The sequence below is a fragment of the Streptomyces sp. NBC_00259 genome, assembly GCF_036181745.1.
GTDB lineage: Bacteria > Actinomycetota > Actinomycetes > Streptomycetales > Streptomycetaceae > Streptomyces > Streptomyces pratisoli.
Genome location: NZ_CP108080.1, coordinates 533,702 through 551,730, shown reverse-complemented (window position 1 = coordinate 551,730; position 18,029 = coordinate 533,702). Strand labels below are relative to the sequence as shown.

General features: G+C 71.4%; 13 protein-coding genes. 3 read left to right on the top strand and 10 right to left on the bottom strand.

Annotation, left to right across the window (positions count from 1 at the left end; translation table 11 throughout):
• Positions 1–8: 8 nt before the first annotated feature.
• The 8 genes from OG766_RS02470 to OG766_RS02435 are packed head-to-tail and all read right to left on the bottom strand — an operon-like array spanning position 9 to position 13,844.
• The gene (locus OG766_RS02470) at positions 9–6,518 is read right to left on the bottom strand and encodes an eCIS core domain-containing protein (protein ID WP_328724439.1); all 6,510 of its coding nucleotides are present in this window, start codon (positions 6,516–6,518) and stop codon (positions 9–11) included.
• Positions 6,515–6,799, bottom strand: a complete 285-nt coding sequence (locus tag OG766_RS02465) for a hypothetical protein (RefSeq protein ID WP_328724438.1) — start codon at positions 6,797–6,799, stop codon at positions 6,515–6,517. Before OG766_RS02465 ends, OG766_RS02470 begins: the two co-directional genes overlap by 4 nt.
• Entirely contained in the window at positions 6,790–8,967 is a 2,178-nt protein-coding gene (locus OG766_RS02460; protein WP_328727416.1) for an AAA family ATPase, read from the bottom strand. The genes OG766_RS02465 and OG766_RS02460 overlap by 10 nt, the downstream gene beginning before the upstream one ends.
• A 33-nt stretch (positions 8,968–9,000) precedes the next feature.
• Positions 9,001–9,885 carry a DUF4255 domain-containing protein gene (locus OG766_RS02455; protein WP_328724437.1) on the bottom strand — a complete coding sequence of 295 codons (885 nt, stop codon included), beginning with the start codon at positions 9,883–9,885 and terminating at the stop codon, positions 9,001–9,003.
• An 11-nt stretch (positions 9,886–9,896) separates the two neighbouring features.
• Complete coding sequence (locus OG766_RS02450) at positions 9,897–10,619, bottom strand: hypothetical protein (protein ID WP_328724436.1); 723 nt, start codon at positions 10,617–10,619, stop codon at positions 9,897–9,899.
• Positions 10,612–11,403, bottom strand: coding sequence for a T4 family baseplate hub assembly chaperone (locus OG766_RS02445; protein ID WP_328724435.1), 792 nt, complete (start codon positions 11,401–11,403; stop codon positions 10,612–10,614). Before OG766_RS02445 ends, OG766_RS02450 begins: the two co-directional genes overlap by 8 nt.
• A gap of 29 nt (positions 11,404–11,432) precedes the next feature.
• Entirely contained in the window at positions 11,433–11,957 is a 525-nt protein-coding gene (locus OG766_RS02440; protein ID WP_030352235.1) for a phage tail protein, read from the bottom strand.
• 36 nt (positions 11,958–11,993) lie between these two features.
• Positions 11,994–13,844 carry a phage tail sheath C-terminal domain-containing protein gene (locus tag OG766_RS02435; protein ID WP_266376943.1) on the bottom strand — a complete coding sequence of 617 codons (1,851 nt, stop codon included), beginning with the start codon at positions 13,842–13,844 and terminating at the stop codon, positions 11,994–11,996.
• Between the two features lie 545 nt (positions 13,845–14,389).
• On the opposite strand from OG766_RS02435, the gene yczR reads away from it, so the two are divergent.
• Positions 14,390–15,880 carry a MocR-like transcription factor YczR gene (gene yczR, locus OG766_RS02430; RefSeq protein WP_328724434.1) on the top strand — a complete coding sequence of 497 codons (1,491 nt, stop codon included), beginning with the start codon at positions 14,390–14,392 and terminating at the stop codon, positions 15,878–15,880.
• 103 nt (positions 15,881–15,983) lie between these two features.
• On the opposite strand, the gene OG766_RS02425 is transcribed toward yczR, so the two are convergent.
• Positions 15,984–16,376 carry a VOC family protein gene (locus OG766_RS02425; protein ID WP_328724433.1) on the bottom strand — a complete coding sequence of 131 codons (393 nt, stop codon included), beginning with the start codon at positions 16,374–16,376 and terminating at the stop codon, positions 15,984–15,986.
• A complete protein-coding gene (locus tag OG766_RS02420; RefSeq protein ID WP_266376951.1) occupies positions 16,373–16,675 on the bottom strand; it encodes an ArsR/SmtB family transcription factor in 303 nt (100 codons plus the stop codon). The genes OG766_RS02425 and OG766_RS02420 overlap by 4 nt, the downstream gene beginning before the upstream one ends.
• 300 nt (positions 16,676–16,975) lie before the next feature.
• Here OG766_RS02420 and OG766_RS02415 point away from each other — a divergent pair, with 300 nt between their 5' ends.
• Together OG766_RS02415 and OG766_RS02410 are read left to right on the top strand one after the other, a co-directional pair.
• Positions 16,976–17,302 carry an STAS domain-containing protein gene (locus OG766_RS02415; RefSeq protein ID WP_328724432.1) on the top strand — a complete coding sequence of 109 codons (327 nt, stop codon included), beginning with the start codon at positions 16,976–16,978 and terminating at the stop codon, positions 17,300–17,302.
• A 304-nt stretch (positions 17,303–17,606) separates the two neighbouring features.
• The gene (locus tag OG766_RS02410) at positions 17,607–18,023 is read left to right on the top strand and encodes a hypothetical protein (protein ID WP_328724431.1); all 417 of its coding nucleotides are present in this window, start codon (positions 17,607–17,609) and stop codon (positions 18,021–18,023) included.
• Positions 18,024–18,029 lie beyond the last annotated feature (6 nt).

The window sequence follows — 18,029 nt, the reverse complement described above, 5'->3', positions numbered from 1 at the left end:
GTGCCTTCCTAGATGGTGAAGAGACCGTTGTCGTAGTTCTCCTGGATTTGCGGCCATATCTTCTCCTCGAAACTGTAGAGAGGGCGGCCTGTGGTGTGCACGTATCCGGCCAGCTTGTCGTGCATGTCGTCGATATCGGTGAACGGGCGCATCTTCCGTACTGCGAGGACGGTGATGTCGTGGTTCCCGAGAAGGCTTCGAACGCGCGCCAGGCTCGTCGCATGGGCGAAGTTGACCGTATTGATGTCAATGGCCCCGACGCTCTTCGTCGGCGGCGGGTCGAAGCGGACCGTCTCGGGTGCGCGCCAGGCGGAGGGCTTCCATTCGGAGCGACTCCTGCCGTTCCCCGTACCCTTGTGATCGTGTGTTCGGTATGTCGCCGTGATGCTGCGTGGGAAGAAGTCCGGATAGACGTTTCCGGGGTAGCCTGACGCATTCCCCTTGTAGAGGTCGAGGTTGAGTTTGTAGTCACCCGGCATCTTGGAATTGTTGGCGGCGTTGTCGCCGAACTTTCCCGCCGCTTCTCCTTCGATTTGGTTGTAGAAGCCGCGGTTCTTGAAGTTCGGTGCCGGTACGAAGTTGGTCGCTTGGCTGGGACCGCCCAGTTCCCTGGGCAACAGGTGCATGAGGTCCCACTGGAGGTTCCCCTGCGGTTCCCACAGGGAGTGCCTGTCGATGTACCTGAATCCGGCGAGCATGCGGACCTTGGTGGAGCGCCCCGACGGCGGGTACTGACCGTTTTTCTCAGCCCATTCGCTGTTGATGAACTGCATGGTGAAGCCCGTGGGCTCCTTGGTCGTGTCGTTGCTGAAGGGCAGGGGATCGGGGTCGGGCAGCCGCAGAGGCTCGCTCCGGTCGATTCCGTTCTGGCTGACGCCGTTGTTGGTCGGGAGCCGCGGGTTGAGCGAGGCCCACACCCGGAAGTCCTCGCCCCCGTTCTTGCGCAGGCCGCTGAGGCGGTACCACTTGCGCAGCTCTTCGAGGAGTGCCTGATGATTGCCCACGGTCATCCCGCGGTCCAGGCGGTCCTTGAGCCGGGGGCGGATACGGGCGACAGCATCCCGCAGCCGATCACGCTTCGAATCCGAGGAGTTCTCCTTCTTCCTGCGCTCACTGCGGTCGGTCTTGCGGGTGTCGGCACGCCGCTTCTTGTCGTCGCGCATCCGGTCGCGCTTCTTCTTGAAGAAGTCACGCATCTTCCTGCCGCTGTTCTTGAGCGCCTGGCCCACCTTGCTCTTGCGGAGCTTCCTGCCCAGCGCCTTGCCGGCGTTGCGGACCTTCTTCAGGGCCGACTTGACCTTGCCCTTGATCTTCTGGAGTGCCCTGCCCAGCGCGGACTTCGGCTTGCGCGGCTTCTGGCGCTTGGGGGCCTCGGTCTCCTTCTTCTTCTTGGGAGCCGCCGTGTCGGGCGACTTGTCCTTGCGGGTGTCGGGCTTCTGGTCCGCAGCCCTGTCGGGCCTGGTCCCGGGCTGCTGGTCCGGCCGTGACTCCGGCCGCTGCTGCTCGCGTTGGGCCTCGCTCTCCTCACGCCTGCGGTCCCGTTCCCTGTCCGGCGTACGGCTCGTCGGCCGGTCGCGCACCGTGTCCTTCGGGACCCGGTTCGCCCCTTGGCCCCGGTCCGTCGACGCCGAGCGGTTCTTGGGGACGCGCGGTCCCTTCGGGCGGGCCGGGGCCGTGGGGCGGGCCAGGGCCTCCTGGGCGCTGCGCACCGCGCCCCGGGCCTTGTTGACCGCGTCGCCCGCGGCCTGCTTCGCGCCCTTGCCCGTCTTCTTCAGGCCCCGCATGATCTTCTCGGCCATGGCCTTGAGGCGTTTGCCCACTCCCTTCGTCGCGCCCGCGAGGCGGATCATCAGGAAGTTGGCGATGAAGTCCAGCAGCGCCACGATCCCCGCCGCCACCGCCTCAGCGAACAGGCACGCCGCCGGGCCCGCCTTGACCGCCTTCAGGTACGCCCAGAACTTGCCGAACGCCGTCAGGATCGAGCTGAGGCTCTGCCAGGCCGCCATCAGGCCCTGCACGATCGTGAGGATCGCTCCCGCCGCCGGCACCAGCATCGAGACGACCTTCTCGATCACGATCGAGGCGATCATCATCGGCAGCGACGCGACGATCGCGTCCCACGTCATCTTCCCGATCTGCTTGACCGAGACGCAGCCCTTGACCAGCACGTCGATCACGGCCTTGCCCAGTCCGAGGATGCCCTCGACCTTCGTGTCGAACCACCGCTTGACGCCGGTCTTGATCGCGCCCCACAAGTGGTCCTGGATACCGGACTTCGCCGAGCTGCCCGCCTTGCCCAGCCAGCCGCCCGGGTCCGGCGCGATGTCCGCGACGAGGGCCGCGAACTTGCCCAGCGCCTCGATCGCAGCCTGGGCGAACTTGATCGCGCCGAGAATCACCGCCTGGTAGATCTTGATGACGGCCTTGATGCCCGCTTCGAGCACGTCCAGCAGCGCGTTCAGCCCGGCCGCCAGGGCGTCCAGCAGGGCGTTGACCGCCTTCTTCAGGCCGTCCGCCAGGGCGTTGACCGCCGAGATCGCCTTGTCCCGCAGGCCCTCGATGGCCTTGCGGAACTTGTCCCGCAGCTCAGGGAACGCCGCGAGCAGCACGTCCCCGATCGCGATCAGCGCGTCCGCCAGTACGTTGATCGCCTTGACGGCGAGGTCACGTACGAAGTCGATGGCCTTGTCGGCCCAGTCCTTGAACGTGTCGATGATGCCGTTGACCGCCGCACGCGCGGCGTCGAAGACCTTGGTGACCGCGTCGAGGATGGCGTTGAAGGCGCTCTTCACCTTGTCGGCGACCCAGCCGAAGAAGCCTCCCGAGGGCTTCTCCTCCTCCTTCTTCCGCTCGGCTTCCTTCTCCGCCTTCTCGCGCTCCGAGTCGATCTGCTGGTTGTCCTTGTCCTTCCGGTCGTTGACCTCCTTGTCCTTGTCGTCGCGGGCCTTGACGATCTCCTTGTTCTTGTCGGTGTGCTCCTTCTCGGACTTCTTGTCCGCGTCCTCGATCTTCTTGTCCTGCTCGCCGCGCCAGTTCTCGCGCTCGCGCTGGGCGTCGTCGGCCGCGCGGCCACGTTCGGCCGTCTGCTTCTCCGCGTTCCGGGTGACCTCGCGGTCGATCTCGGTCTGCTTCTCCTGCTTGGCCTGCTGCTCGCCCTGCCGCTGTTCCTTCTCCTTGGCGACCAGGTCGCCCTGTGCCTGCCCCGCGGCTCCCCGGATCTCGCTGCCGCGCTCCTGCTTGGCGACCGCTCCCATGCCGGGCCTGGGCGCGGCCCCGGCCCCGGCCCTCGACTCGCCTCCGCCGCCCCGCCGACGACCGCCCGTGGCCTTGCCGACCAGCTGCTCCTGAGGAGCGTCGGGGAAGATCTGGTCCTCGCCCATCGGCTTGGCCGCGTCCTCACGGCCCCTGCCCTGGATGTCGGACTGCTTCTCCTTGAGCGCCTTGGCCTGGTCGTCCGTACGCTTCGGGTCGCTCTCGCCCTCGAGCCTGATCTTGGGGGCGGGGCCGACCGTCTTGTTCCGCAGCTCCGGGTCGACGGTGGGGACGGCGTCGGCCGCGGCGTCGACGTTCTTCGCCTCCTCCTCGGTCAGCTTGTCCGCCACCGGCGCGGGCGGCGGTGGCGTGTTGTCGGTGGGCTTCGCGCCCTGCGCCTTGTCGCTGCCCTTGGCCTTCTGCTTCTCGACCTGCTCCTCGGGCCCGAGCTTCTCGACCCGGCCCGTCACCTGGGCGGCAGGGGCGGCCGCCTCGGGCGGACCCGACCGAGTGCGGGGCGCGCCCGAAGGCCGCTCCCGCTTCGGCGGGTTGGCGTCGAGCCGCTGCTGCTCCTCGCCGACCTTCTTGTCCGCGGCGGCGTCCACACCGGGCATCGCGGCCAGTGCCTGGTCCGGAGCCAGCTTGCTGACCGTGCCGACGGCGGCCTTCGGGTCCTGGGCCGAGACGTCCGGCGGCTCCTGCCGCTTCTCCTCGGGAGCGGCGCCGCCGCCCCCGCCTCCGCAGCTGCCGCCCGGCTCCTCCTTCTCCGCCGCGGGCTCCGGCGGGGCGCAACCGCCGCCGTCCTTCTCCAGCGATGCCTCCGGAGCGGCCTGTGCACCCTCCGGCGCGGGAGCGCCCAGCTTGCCGGGACTCGCGGCCTGTTCGGCCGCCGGGCTCACCGCGGCCTGCGCCACCGGTGGTGCCCCGCCGGGGCCGGTCGCCGCGCTCGGCCCCGCCGTCCCACTGCCGCCGACCGTCCCGCTGGGTGCGGCTCCCGGCCCGCTCTCCTTCGGGATCCGGCTCTTGGGCGCGGGGGCTTCGTGATCGCCCTTCGCGGAGTCCGCGACGCGGCGCGCGGCGGGGGAGGGCCTGCGGTCCTCGACGGAGGACCGCGAGGTGTGCGCGCCCGCCGGTGGTACGAGGGACGAGCCGGGACCGGACCCCGCGGATCCGGACGGCGCGAGCGAAGGCTTGTCCGGGGCGGCGCCCCGCGGCTGCCCCGACGACTCCTCCTTCGCCGCCCGCCCGTCGCGTTCCTTGCGTTCCTGCTGCTGTTCCGCGGCCCCCTTGGCGTCCGGTTCCTCCTGGCCGTCGCCGCCGTCGGTGTCCCTGTCGTCCGCTTCGCCCTCGGCGGACGCCCGTTCCTGCCGCTGCTCGGGATCCTGCTTCTCCGCCTCGGGTTCAGGATCCTGCCTGTCCTCGGTCTCCGGGTCGGGGCCGACCTCCTGCTGTACCGGCTTCTCCGGCTGGAGATCCCTCTCGCCGCGGTCCCCGGCCTCGGCCGCGGGGCCACCCTCCGGCTGCGGAGCCTCGCCCTCGACCGGGCCCATCTCCGCGCCCGGCGGCTTGGCCTCGGCCTCGGGGGCGTCCTCGTCCTCTTCCTCCTCGGCATCGTTCTCCCGCTGCTCCAGGACCTGTTCGGCCTTCGTCGGCGGGGGAGCGGGGAACGTGGGCAGCGACGCCTGAGGGTTGTCCGCGGTCGGCACCGCCGACACGTCGAGGTCGGTAGCCGGCAGATGGTCCTCCGGCTTCAGCTCGGGCTCGCGACCGTGGGCGCCACCCGCTCCGTCGCGGTCCTCCGTACCGCTGATCTCCTTGTCCGCGCCCGCTTCGAGACCGAGCGGCTTCTCCGCCTCGTCCGGCTCGTCCTCGTCCTTCTCGTGCAGGCCGTGTTCGGACAGGGCGCTGTCCGCCTGCTCGGCCCGCTCGTCCACCTTCTCCGGGCGTACGGGGCCGGGTTGCGCCTTCGCCTTCGGGTCGAGGTTCTCCTGCCTGGACCCGTCGGCCGGCTTCTTCGCGTCGTCCTTGCGTGTGCGCTTGTCCGCACCGGGGGCGTTCGCCTGTTCGAGGTCGCGCTCCTCCCGGTCGCGCTGTTCCTTGCGCTCCTCCTTGGCCTGCTCCGAGCCGTCGGCCTGGCTCTGGGCACGCTCGTCCGCGGCCTCGTCGACCCGTTGGCGGTCCTGGCCCTGCTTCTCCTCTTCCTGCCGCTGCTCCTGCGCGGCGTGTTGCCGGGAGCGGGCGCGCTCGTCCTCCTGGTCCGTGCGACGGGCGGCCTCCTCCTGCTCCGCCGCGGCGTCCGACCGCGCCCTGCTCCGGTCGCCGCCGCGCTTCTCGTCGCGCGCCCTGGCGTCCTGCCGCTCCTCGCGGGCGTCCTCGTCCCGCTTGTCCCGCGAGCCCCGGTCGGCCTCCTCCGCGCGCTGCCACCGGGCGCGCTCCACGCCCAGCTCGGCGAAGAGGTCGATCTCCGGCCCCGGCACCTCGGCCGGCCGGCTCTCCGGCGGACCGGTTTCGGCCCGCTCGACCAGATCGAGCAGCCGGTCGTACTCGGGCGTGAGCAGCCGCGGCTCCAGCCGGTCCAGAACCGAGTCCTGCAACTGCGGGGAGAGCCTGGACAGTTCCAGCCGCACCCGGCCCGACAGGTCCGCCGGGTCGCCGCGCAGCGACCGCAGCACGCCGTTCGCGAGACGGTCCACCAGCGTGGCCGGGTCCAGCTGCTCCATCCGGGTCCGGTCGGCGTCGACCGTGGCGTACCGCAGCCAGCCGGGCGTCGCCTGGTCCGGCTCCACCTCCGGGGCCTGTTCCCCGTCCCGTACGAGAGCCTGCGCGGCCGACTCCGCCTCGCGCTCCATCGCCTGCTGCGGCAGACTCACCGCCCCCAGGTCACGGCCCGCGCGCAGCGCGCCCAGACCGTCCGGGTTCTGCACCGTGTGCAGCAGTTCGTGCGCGAGCAGCCGCTGCCCGTCCGCCGTGCCCGGCCGGTACGCGCCCTCGCGGAAGAAGATGTCCTGGCCGACCGCGACCGCGTCCGCGCCCAGCATCTCGGTGAGCGCGCCCGCGTCCCGGTCGGTGTGCAGCCGTACCCGGCTGAAGTCGTGACCGAGCTGCTCCTCCAGCTCACGCCGTACGCTGAGATCGAGCGGCTGCCCTGCGCCGCTGACGATGTTCTTCGGCTCCGGGGTACGGGACCCGGCCCGCTCCTTGCGCTTGCGGCGCCGCTCGGCCTGCGCCGCCCGGGCGTCCTGGGCCGAGGCGTGGGACGTACTCATCGCGGCTCACCCCGTCCCGAGAGTCCCGCGTGGACCGCGCGCGCCAGCGCCTCGCCCAGCCGGTGCGGCGAGGCCGTCGCGGGCAGCGGCGGCAGCCCCGCCAGCCCGTCCAGTGCCCGGCCGCCGTCCGTGGCCAGCGGCACGCCCCGCTCCCGTACGAGCCGGGCCAGTTCGGCCTGGAAGGCGGCCGACACCCGGTCCGGGTCCAGCCGGTCGAAGCCGTCCAGCACCAGCTCGCCGATGTCCACGCGTACGGTGCGAGGAACCTCGTTCAGACCCATCCGTGGACCTCCGACGGCGTCAAGGAGCGGTCCAGCTTGAGGTATTCGGTGCGCGCCGCCTCCAGCATGTGCCGCATCTGGAGCCGGTCCCCCTCCTCCGCGGCGAGGAAGGCGCCGGACAGGGCGATGTTGCGGATCGAGCCGCCCGCCACGGTCAGCCGCGCGAGCAGTTCCGGATCGATGCCCTTCATCGGCGCACGCGCGGGCAGTACCCGCCGCCAGATCTCGGCGCGCTCGCTCTCCCCGGGGAAGGGGAAGTCCACGACGAAGCGGATACGGCGCATGAACGCCGTGTCCAGTGCCTGCTTCATGTTGGTCGTGAGGATCGCCAGGCCCCGGTACGCCTCCATGCGCATCAGCAGATAGCTGACCTCGAGGTTCGCGTACCGGTCATGGCTGTCCTTGACCTCGCTGCGCTTGCCGAACAGCGCGTCCGCCTCGTCGAACAGCAGCAGCGCGCCGCCGCGTTCGGCGGCGTCGAAGACCTTGCGCAGGTTCTTCTCCGTCTCACCGATGTACTTGCTGACCACCTGGGACAGGTCGATGACGAACAGATCGAGCCCCAGCTCCCGCGCCATCACCTCGGCGGCGAGCGTCTTCCCGGTGCCGGAGCCCCCGGCGAAGAGCGCGGTGACGCCGAGTCCGCGGCGCAGTGTCGCCGCGAATCCCCACTCCTGGTAGACGGTGGACCGCTGCCGTACATGCGCGACGATCTCCCGCAGGATCTTCAACTGCCGCTCCGCGAGCACCAGATCGCCCCAGGACGCCTGCGGCTCGATCCGCCGGCCCAGCTCGTCCATGCCCATGCGGGCCTCGGTGAGCCCCGCCTTCCAGGCCAGTCCGGTGGCGTCCAGCTCGTTCTCGTCCTGCAGGTCCCGTACGACGGTCGCGCCGGCGGAGCGGATGAGATGCGGTGGGAGCGAGAACTGCGCGACGAGGTCGCGGAGGTCCGCGTCGGACACCTCGGGCACCTCCTCGAAGGCATCCGCCCACACCCCCAGCTGCTCGTCGGTGTCGAGGGCCGGTACGGTGACCCGCTCGCCGCGCTGCCGCGCGGTCTGCCGCGGATCAGGACTCGACACGACGAGAGGGACGGCAGCGCTCTCCAGGAACGCGTCGGTGGCGGCGGCCTGGTCGCGCTCCAGATCCCCGACCTCCACCAGGAGCGCCGCGGGCAGCAGGATCGCCTCGCGCTGCCAGAGCCTGGCCAGACGGTCCCGTTCTGCGGGGTCGGTGGGGATGTCCTCGGCGGCCATCGCGTACAGACCGAGACCGGAACGGCGGGCGGCCGCGGCGGCGATGTCGACGCGGGACCGCAGATCGCCGCCGACCAGCTCGACCCGGAGCGGGGCGCGCCGCCCGGCCCCCGCCCACCCGGCGGCGACCCGGCTCGCGGCGAGGTCGTACGAGGAGGGGAGGGTGTCCGGCACGCTCGTGCGGCGGAGCAGCCCGTGCAGCCGGGCGTCCAGATACGGCGAGCCGACCAGGAAGTGCAGGATCCGCTCGTCGAGGCGGAGCCGGGAGGCGGTCAGCCGGGTCTCGTCGTCCAGCTCGACGAGTCGCCAGCGACGCAGTGGGGCGACGGGCGTCAGGGCACTCCAGTGCGCGTCGCCGAGTGCGGCGAGGGCGAGCGAGAAGGTCGGATGCGTCCGCTCCGGGTCGCCGCTCGCGGCGGCGCAGCGGCTGCCGGTGGTGGGGTCGAGCTCCGCGGCGGCGGCAAGGAGAACGACGTCACGCTCGAAGGACGTGAGCCCGAAGCACGTGACGAGCGCGTCGAGAGTGGCCGGCCCGTCGGGGACGGCGAGCCCGCCGGCGTGCGCGTCCGCCTCCGTCGCCGGCCGGCCCGATCCGGACGTGGCTGCGGCGTCACCCGTCGGTACGAGGGGCCGGCCGGCACCGGCGGTGTCGTCGTGCCGCGCCGTCGTACGTGCGGCGGACTCCCGTCGCTCGCCGGCGGGCGGGCCGGTGAGGTGTCCCGGGTCCTGTGTGTCGGGCGCGGCGGCACCGGGGCGTGTGTCGCCGGCCGCCGTGCCGCCCGGCCGTCGCCGTGCCCGCGCCGCGTGCGCGTCGACGCGGGCGAGGACCGAGCGGATCGCCGTCGTCAGCGCGCGGCCGTCCGCGCCGGCGCTCGTTCCCGTGCCCCGGCCCGTGTCCTCGTACGCGCTCATGTCCTCACCCACCCCCGTGTCACGCACCCTGTCTCAGCGCTCCTTGCCGTCCGCGTCCGCGCCGTTGTCCGCGTCGGACTTCCCGCCCGGCGCCCGGCCGGACGGCTTGCCAGTGGCCTTGCGGGTGCGGGCGGGCGCCGAACGTTTGGCCGCGGCACGCTTCCTCGCGGGCGCGGGCTCCGAGGACTCGGGATCCGGCTCGGCTCCGCCGGCCGGGGCCTCCGTGCCCGCCTCGTCCGACGCGGGAACGTCCGTACTCGGCTCGTCCGCACCGGGGTTGTCCGTCCCGGGCGGCACCGGCGCGCCCGGCGCCCCGAACGGCAGTACCCGTACCGTCCGGGTCTCCACCGGCTTCGCCGGGACCGGCTTCTCGCGGCCCTCGATCAGGACCAGCGACGCCTGGTACGCCACCGACAGCGAGTACGGGGTCTGGTGGAGCATCCCCCACAGCTTCGACGTCTCGTCGACGTCCATCACCGTCGGGGTGAACCGCACCTTCTGCGGCGACTGCGCCAGATCGCTGCCGGCCAGATAAGGACGTTCCGCCGCGAGCTCGATCAACTCCCGCGGCAGCACCGGTATCTCGTGCAGCGTCCGCACCACACACCCGATGAGCCGCTGCCCGACGAGCTCCGCCTCTTCGCCGTACGCGCTGATCAGATAGTGCAGATCCAGTGGTGCGGCAGGGCGCTTGACCAGCGTGCCGTCGGCGGCACGCGTCGGCAGGTCGGTGTGGCGCATCGAGGGGTTCGGAGTGACCTGGTACAGAAAGACGTTGATGGTCGGCTCGGTGGGTGGCTCGGCCGGCGGTCTGCGGGTCTCGACCTTCACCGCGATGTCCATCTCCGGGCTCAGATTGCTCTCGATCAGCAGGGCCAGTGCCTGGGTGACCGTCGCGAAGGCAAGTGCGTTGCTCATGGGTTCAGTCCTCAGTCCCTCGTCTCGCCACGCGCCAGATAGTCGTCCAGGGTCAGCGCGGGCCCGCGCCGTCCGGTGTGGTCGGGCCGGTCCCCGGCCGGACGGCTCGCGCCCGGCGGCGGCGCCGCGCTCACTTCGAGCCGGCCGATCTGTACGTGTACGACGCGTTCCGCCGGCCGGGGCGCCCGCCTGCCGATGCCGCTCTGCGTCGCACCACGGGCGGCCGCGGTGTCGGCCCCGCGCGGCCGTGCCGGTGCGAGGGGCGCGGACGCGGGCGCCGGATCGGCGGCACGCGCCACGACGCCGGGCGACTGCCGCCGTGTGCCGGGCGCCGTCGCCGACGACGGCGCTCCACGGGACGCGGGCGGACTCGCCGCGGCCACCTCACGCGGCCCCGGAGCGGCCGCCGCCCGGGGCGGCAACAGCGGGGTGGACGGGACGAGGCCGGCCGGGGCCGGCTCGGGCTCGCCCGGCCGCGCCCCCTCGGTCCGTACGACGGTGTGCCGCTCGGTCCGTACCTCACGCACGGGGCGCGGCTGTTCCCCGGCCGGCCCGGAGGCCGGCGGCGCGGCCGGGACCAGCGCGGCCGGGTCGCCGGGCTCGGGGGGAGCGGTCCGCAGCGCCTCGACCCGCTCGAACGGGCCCGGCAGCCGGGGCCGTACCCGCGCCGCGCCGGGAGCCGTGTACCGGGCGAGCAGCCGGTCGAAGTGGTCGGGCACGGGCACGTCAGGCATCTGCGCACAGCTCCAGGTAGTAGCGACGCCGCAGCGGGCTGAGCGCCAGGATCTCCGGCTCGCTCCACCCGTAGGCGGTGGCGAGCAGATGGACGTCGAGCAGGACGTCCCGCGCCCAGTTGTCCAGTTCGGTCCAGAGGTAGGAGGAGATGTCCAGCTCGGCCGGGGTGGCCTCACCGCACTCGGGGCACGCCACGTTCAGCGTCACATCGGCCGCCGGGTCGGCCTGTCCGGCCGCCTCGGCGAGCCGCCGCTGCACCGGCTCCGGGAGCGACTCGGCCAGCCGGTCCGCGGGTACGGTCCGTCCGTCCCGTACCGCCGAGACCGTGCAGCGCGCCAGCAGCAGACGCCGCGCCTCGTCCGGACCGGACGCCGTGCCGGCCGCGGCGAGGTCGGCGACGGTGGGCAGCCGGAAGTCGACCACCCACTCGCCTTCCGTCACCCGCAGCGGCCCGTCCGGCGTCCGTGTCCGGTCGCCGAGCAGTGTCGCGTCGAGGTCGAACTCCATCGCTTCCCCGCACGACTCGCATTCGACACGTACCTGCATCCGCTCGCCGAACAGCGCCCGGCGCAGCGCGAGCAGGTCCGCCTCGCGCTCGCCCACCGGCACCGACAGCAGTTCGTCGGTGCCGGCGTCCGGGCGGGCCGCACGGTGCAGCAGCAGCGACCGTCCCGCGTCGTGCTGCACCAGCCCGGCCTCCCAGGTGGCGAGCAGCTCGGCGGGGCCGGCGGGCGTGACGGTGCCGCGCTCGGCGCGTTCGGCACGCTCGCCGGGAAGCGTCATCCCTCAACCCTTCGGTGCTCTGGCGGTGTTCAGGCGGGATGGGTGAACGAGGGCTCGACCGGCTCCTCCACCTCGTAGTCCCGCTCCCAGCCCTCGCATTCGAGCTTGACGCTCTGGATGGCGACGGCGTTGGCGTTGGCGTCCAGCTCGCCGAGCACCTGGTACTCGCTCACCCAGGCCCGGTAGAGCTTGTGCGAGACGGCCACCTGACCGGCCTCGTTCAGGACCTGGATGATGATGTCCTTGCGGAAGTCCCGCAGCGACACCTCGGAGCCGAGCCCGGCGCCCACCTGCCAGACCTTGTTGGCCCAGCGGTCGAATTCGGGGTCGTGCGTCACGCCGCGCTCCAGCGTGACCCCTTCGAACTCCGAGCGGCCGGGCGACTTGCGCGGCGAACTCGGGTCACCGCCGTGCCGGTGCTTGACCACCTCGGTGGTGCGCTTCAGAGGACTGATCTTGCTGATGCCCGCGACCGTACGACCGTCCCAGAGGACCAGGAACTTGAAATTCTTGTACGGGTCGAAGCGATGGGCGTTTATCTGGAACTCAGCCATCGGTTTCCTTCGTGTTCCTTTTCGTGGGTCCTTTGGTTACGAGAGGTCGAACTGCCCGGCCATCTGCTGGATCTTCACGATGACGAACTCCGCGGGCCTGACCGGCGCGATGCCGATCACGACGTTGACCACTCCGCGTTCGATGTCCGCGTCGGTCGTGGTGTCCTTGTCGCATTTGACGAAGTACGCCTCGCGGGGCGTGCCGCCCTTGAAGGCGCCCTGGCGGAACAGATCGTTGAGATACGCCGAAGCCTTCAGCCGGATCTGCTGCCACAGCTGCTCGTCGTTGGGTTCGAAGACGACCCACTGCAGACCGCGGTGGAGGCTCTCCTCGACATGGAGCGCGAGCCGGCGCACCGGCACGTACTTCCACTCGCTGTCGAGCGGGTCCGCGCCTTCCAGCGTGCGCGCGCCCCACACGAGCGGGCCGACCACCGGGAAGGTGCGCAGACAGTTCACGCCGAGCGGGTTGAGCAGTCCGTTCTCCCGGTCGGTGAGTTTGACCGTCAGCGAGCGCACCCCGGCCAGCCGCGCCTCGGTCCCGGCGGGGGCCTTCCACACACCGCGTTCGCCGTCCGTACGGGCGATGACACCCGCGAGGGCACCCGAGGGCGGGAAGGCGCGCAGCCGGCCCGTGAGCGGGTCGGTGAGCTGCAGATGCGGGAAGTAGAGCGCGGCGTGGTTGCTGCGTACGGCGTCGAACGCGCCGATTCCGGCCCGGGCGGCGTCCACGCTGCCCCACGCCGACGGGGCGTCGACGAGCAGGAAGATCCGCCGCTCGCGGCAGAGCTGCTCGGCCGCGGAGAGCACCGTGACCATGTCCTCGGTGGACTCGTACGCCGAAAGCTCCGGCAGGGACAGCAGATTGACGTCGTCGACGTCCCGCAGCGCCTGTACGCCCGTCTTGCGGGCCTCGCTGCCGATGAGGTCGCGCGGTCCCGGCGGGTCGCCGTCCTTGCCGCCCTGGAGCGGGAAGACGGGCGGATTGACGGAGGCCTCCAGCCCGAGGTCGTTGGCGCACTCGCCGACGAAGCGCACCACGTCGTCGGGGTCGAGGGACCCGGCGACGACCTGGAGCCGCCGGCCGAAGGCGGTGACCTCGGCGCCGGCGTAGGCGTGCTTGCCCGGGGCGTCGGGCAGGGCGCGCAGCTTGCGCTCCAGCAGCAGGGCGAGCTCGGTGACGTCGGCCGGCGGTTCGCCGTCCTGGTCGGGCTCGTGGAGCGTGAACTCCCGCTCCACATCACCGATCTTGACCTTCAGCTCGACGTTCAGGTCCGGCAGAGCGGCGGCGAACGGCTTGGAGACCGTGCCGGAGGGGTCGGGCCGGTCCTCGTCCAGCGCCTTCACGCGGACCAGGGAGGAGCCGGAGTTGACGACGGTCTCGACGAAGCGGCCGTGACCGGAGTTCATCGACAGTCCCGTGAAGGACTCGCGGGCTCCGCCGCGCGCGTCGAGGACGTGGAGGTTGAAGGTCTTGTCCGGGGTGGGCGTGTCGTGGTCGACGGCCACCCGCAGCCCCGAACCCCAGACCCCGGGCTCCTTGGCGTGCACCTCGAGCACCGGGCAGTCGCTGTGCCCCTCGGTGGAGTTGAGCGTGACGCAGGCTTCCTCGCCGGTGCCGGCCTTCGCGACACGGACGATCACCGCGACCGTCCCGCCGTTGCCGAAGAACTGGTGCACCGCGTAGCCGACGGCGCTACGTGAGGTGAGCCCGCCGAAGCGCCGCTCGAAGTCCGCGAAACTCGTCACCCGCACCGGCTGATTGAGCGGACCCCGGCGGGTGTGGCCCACGAACGCGGTTACCGAGGTGGTGACCGAGGCGATGGTGCGGACGCTGCTGGGGAGTTCTTCGATGTATACGCCGGGATAGCCCATGTGCGTCGGCATTCCCCCTCCATTCCCTTCGCGCACCAAGAGATGAGGAGGGGAGGCCAGAGCAAAGCGGACGCGCGCCGAATGCGCACGCCGCACCCTTCAATGATCCCCCGTCACACACCCCGTGCGATATCGGTCTCGCAGGGCCGTCAGCATGCGCGTGTGCTTGTGGCTCCTGATGCATGAGTGCCACTGGCGAGTCTCGTTCGCGTTCGAATGAATGGTCAAGGGACCCTTTCGGTCAACCGGCGATCTCCGTTGTGAGGGTTGATGGAGATCATCCGACGTGGTCAGCGGAATGTCGCCGATCGAATATGAAGCCGAATTCACGAGTGCTTCACAGGAAAGGTGGATCGAGGGTGGGGATCAAGCCGAATGTCATCGGCCCCGGCGCGCCGCCTTGTGTCCGATTGGCCAGGAAATCGGCGGGTTTCTGCGGTGCCGCGGTACGGACCGGAGGACGAGGGCGGAAGCCCGCGACGCATATCGTCCAGGCCATTGGCGTGCCCTGATACAGTTATTGGCTCGGGTGGCGTGGCCAATCGCAAGGGAATGGTATGGCGGACACGAATCGGCCCCCGCTGACGGACGGGGCGGGTCGAACGGGCCGGACCCTGGGGAGCGGGCAGCTCGCCGCGATGCTGCCCGACCCGGCGGAGGCGAGGCCCGCCTACCGTCATCTCGCCCAGGCGATCAGCACCCTGATCCTGGACGGACGCGTCGCGTTGCACGTCAGGCTCCCCGCCGAAAGGGAGCTGGCCGCCGCCCTCGGCACCAGCAGGACCACCATCACCGCCGTGTACGACCTGCTGCGCGAGAGCGGCTACGCACACAGCCGCCAGGGCTCGGGCACCTGGACGACGCTGCCCGAAGGCCGGGCCCCCAGTGGCATCACACGGCTCCTCGCGCCCGAGGACACGGCGATCGACCTGGCCAGGGCCGCGCCCGGGCTGCCGGAGCAGACACTCCTCGACGCCCTCGCCCACGTCACCCTGCAGGTGGCCGGGCATGCGCACACCCCCGGATACCACCCCTACGGCCTGCCGGAACTACGCGCCGCCATCGCCGAGCGCTTCACCCGGCGGGGCCTGGCCACCGTGCCCGAGCAGATCCTGGTGACCTCGGGTGCCCAGCACGCACTCACGCTCGTCATCGGCTTGCTGTCCGGCCCGGGCGACCGGGTCATGACCGAGAACCCCTCCTACCCGAACGCACTCGAGGCCATGCGCCGGGCCCGCCTGCGCAACGTGTCGGTCCCGGTGACGGACACCGGCTGGGACGTCGAGATCGTCGAATCGACCCTGCGCCAGGCGGTGCCCCAACTGGCCTATCTGATTCCCGACTTCCACAATCCGACCGGCTGCCTCATGCCCGAGCGCGAGCGCGCACGCGTCCTGCGGGCCGCGGCGCGTGCCGGGTCCTGGCTGGTCATCGACGAGACCCTGGCCGGCCTCGCGCTCGATGTCCCCGCGCCGCCGCCGTTCGCCTCCCATGCCGCGCCCGGTGGGTCCGGCCAGGTCATCACGATCGGATCGATGAGCAAGACCCACTGGGCGGGCCTGCGCATCGGATGGCTACGGGCCCCCGCGCGGCTCGTCACCGAACTCGCCGGGCAGCGGGTCGCCACCGACATCGGCGGGCCCGTGCTGGACCAGCTCCTGGCCCTCGAACTGCTGGCCATGGGCGGAGAACCGGTCCCGTCCCGCCTGGAACAGCTGCGCACACAGCGCGCCGTCCTGGCCGAGGCCCTGGCCGAGCACTTCCCGCACTGGACCTGGCGGCTTCCGCCCGGCGGGCTCTCGCTGTGGGTCGACCTCGGCGAGCCCGTCGCCTCGACGCTCGCCGAACGGGCGCTGGACCACGGCGTGCGCATCGAGAGCGGCGCCTTCTTCGCCACGGACCCCGGCATCTTCGAGCACCGGCTCCGCATCCCCTACACCACACCCCCTCAGACGCTGCGCGAGGCCGTCCACCGCATGGCCGCCGCCTTCGCCGACGGCCGCTCCCCCTCGAAGGCCACCCGCCGGCCGCCGCACTGGGTCGCCTGAACGGTCGGCGCTCGCCGCGGGCCGCCCCGATTCGGCCCGTCCGGCCCCGGGCCGGCTCCGGGACCGGTGCCGCCGCGGCGGTGCCCCGCGGGCGGCCGAGCGCCTACGCCGGCTGTGTCGCGATCTGGATCAGGTTGCCGCAGGTGTCGTCGAAGACGGCGGTGGTGACGGGGCCCATCTCCAGGGGCTCCTGGATGAAGCGGACGCCGAGGCCGCGCAGGCGCTCGTACTCCGCCTTCACGTCGTCGACGGCGAACTGGGCGAGCGGGATGCCGTCCTGGGCGAGCGCGTCGCGGTAGGTCTTGACGGCGGGGTGGCCGGCGGGCTCCAGGAGGAGTTCGGTGCCGCCGGGCTCGTCGGGCGAGACGACGGTGAGCCACCGGTCCTTCTCGCCCACCGGGACGTCGTACTTCTTCACGAAGCCGAGGATCTCGGTGTAGAAGTGCAGGGCTTTGGCCTGGTCGTCGACGAAGACGCTGGTCAGATGGATCCTCATGGGGTGTTCTCCTCCGGTCCGGATGTCTCGGGCACGAGCCATCGCTCGGCGATCTGCCTCAGCGGGTCCGTGTTCAGGTCGTGGAACTTGTAGCGCCCCTCCCGCCTGGTCTCGACGAGCCCGGCGGCCTCCAGCACGGCGAGGTGCTGGGAGACCGCCTGGCGGGAGATGCCGAGCTGATGCTTCATGCTCAGTCGCGAGCAGATCTCGAACAGTGTCTGTCCGGACTTCTCCGTGAGCTCGTCGAGGATGGTGCGGCGGGTGGGGTCGGCCAAGGCTTTGAACAGGTCGTCGGCCACGACCACACAATAGGCAACTTCTCACTTGCCTATCAAGTCGCGGTGTCCTCGCACGGCGGGTGGGCCCAACCTGTCACCGCGCGGCCGGACCGGATCCGGGGCGAACGACGACCTTGTCACGAACCGTGGGGCCGGCCGGTCTTCTCTTGGAAGCAAACGCCCAGCGGCAAGCGAAGGGTGAAGCCGATGACCACCTGTCGTCACGACTCGTCCGCCCATCCGTCCGACGGCGATCACGGCGCCGGTCCTCCACCGAACCGGCCATCGGGCGCTGGGCGGTTCGGTATCCACGTCACGCGCATGCGCGGCGGTCGCGTGGTCATCTCCGTGACGGGCGCTCTGGACCTGTCGACCGTCGACGTACTGCGAGCCACCGCTCATCAGGAGATCGAGACGGGTGCGCGTCAATTGGTGCTGGACCTTTCCGCCATGCCCTTCTGGGACTCGAGCGGCATGGGCGCCGTCGCGTCCGTCTACCGCAGGGCGGCCCGCGTCGGCGCCTGGGTCGCCCTCGCAGGTCTCTCGTCGACGCTGGAGAAGAAGTACCGGCTCACCGGGATGGACGGAGTGGTCCCGCTTCACGGTGGCGTGTGCACGGCCCTTGCCCGACCGGAATCGGAATCGTGATGTCCGCGTGGCGGGCCCGGGACGGTTGACTGGCCGGTCGCCAGCGGTTGACTTTCGGATGGGCGCGTGCCTACGTTTGTCTTAATTGCAGGGAAATGTCCGCCTCCTTGTGTTGTGGGGGAGGCGGTCAGAACTTCAACGCCCCGGTCGACGCCGGCAGGGTTCGCCAGGCCGAGCGGGTGGGAAGTGCTGCCTGTTCAAAGCCGATGTGCTGGCCCCTCGCCGCGGCCCGCAGCCGCTCACCGTGCCGAAGTCCCCGGGAAGGGACTTCATCATGCGCGTAACGACCTCGAGGGTATTCCGCGTGTTCGCCGGCCTGTCCGCAGCTCTCGTTCTGTCCCTGGGCGGTGCGGGGGTGGCGCAGGCCTCGCCGGACAATCACCGCGGGTGCTACGACTACGGGTACTACTACGGCTACTACTACGACGGCTACTGCGACGACTACGGCCGCGGCGGCTACTACGGCTACTACTACGACGACCGCGGCCGGGGCTGGGACGACCGCGGCTACGGCGGCTACTACCGGGACTACGACCGCGGCGGCTTCGGCGGCGACCGGGGCGGTGACCGAGGCGGTGACCGTGGCGGCTTCGGCGGCGACCGCGGTGGCGACCGCGGTGGCGACCGCGGTGGCGGTGGCGGTGGCGGTGGCGGCGGTGACCGCGGCGGCTTCGGCGGCGGCGGTGGTGGCGGTGGTGGCGGCGGCGGCGGTCGCAACTGACAGCCA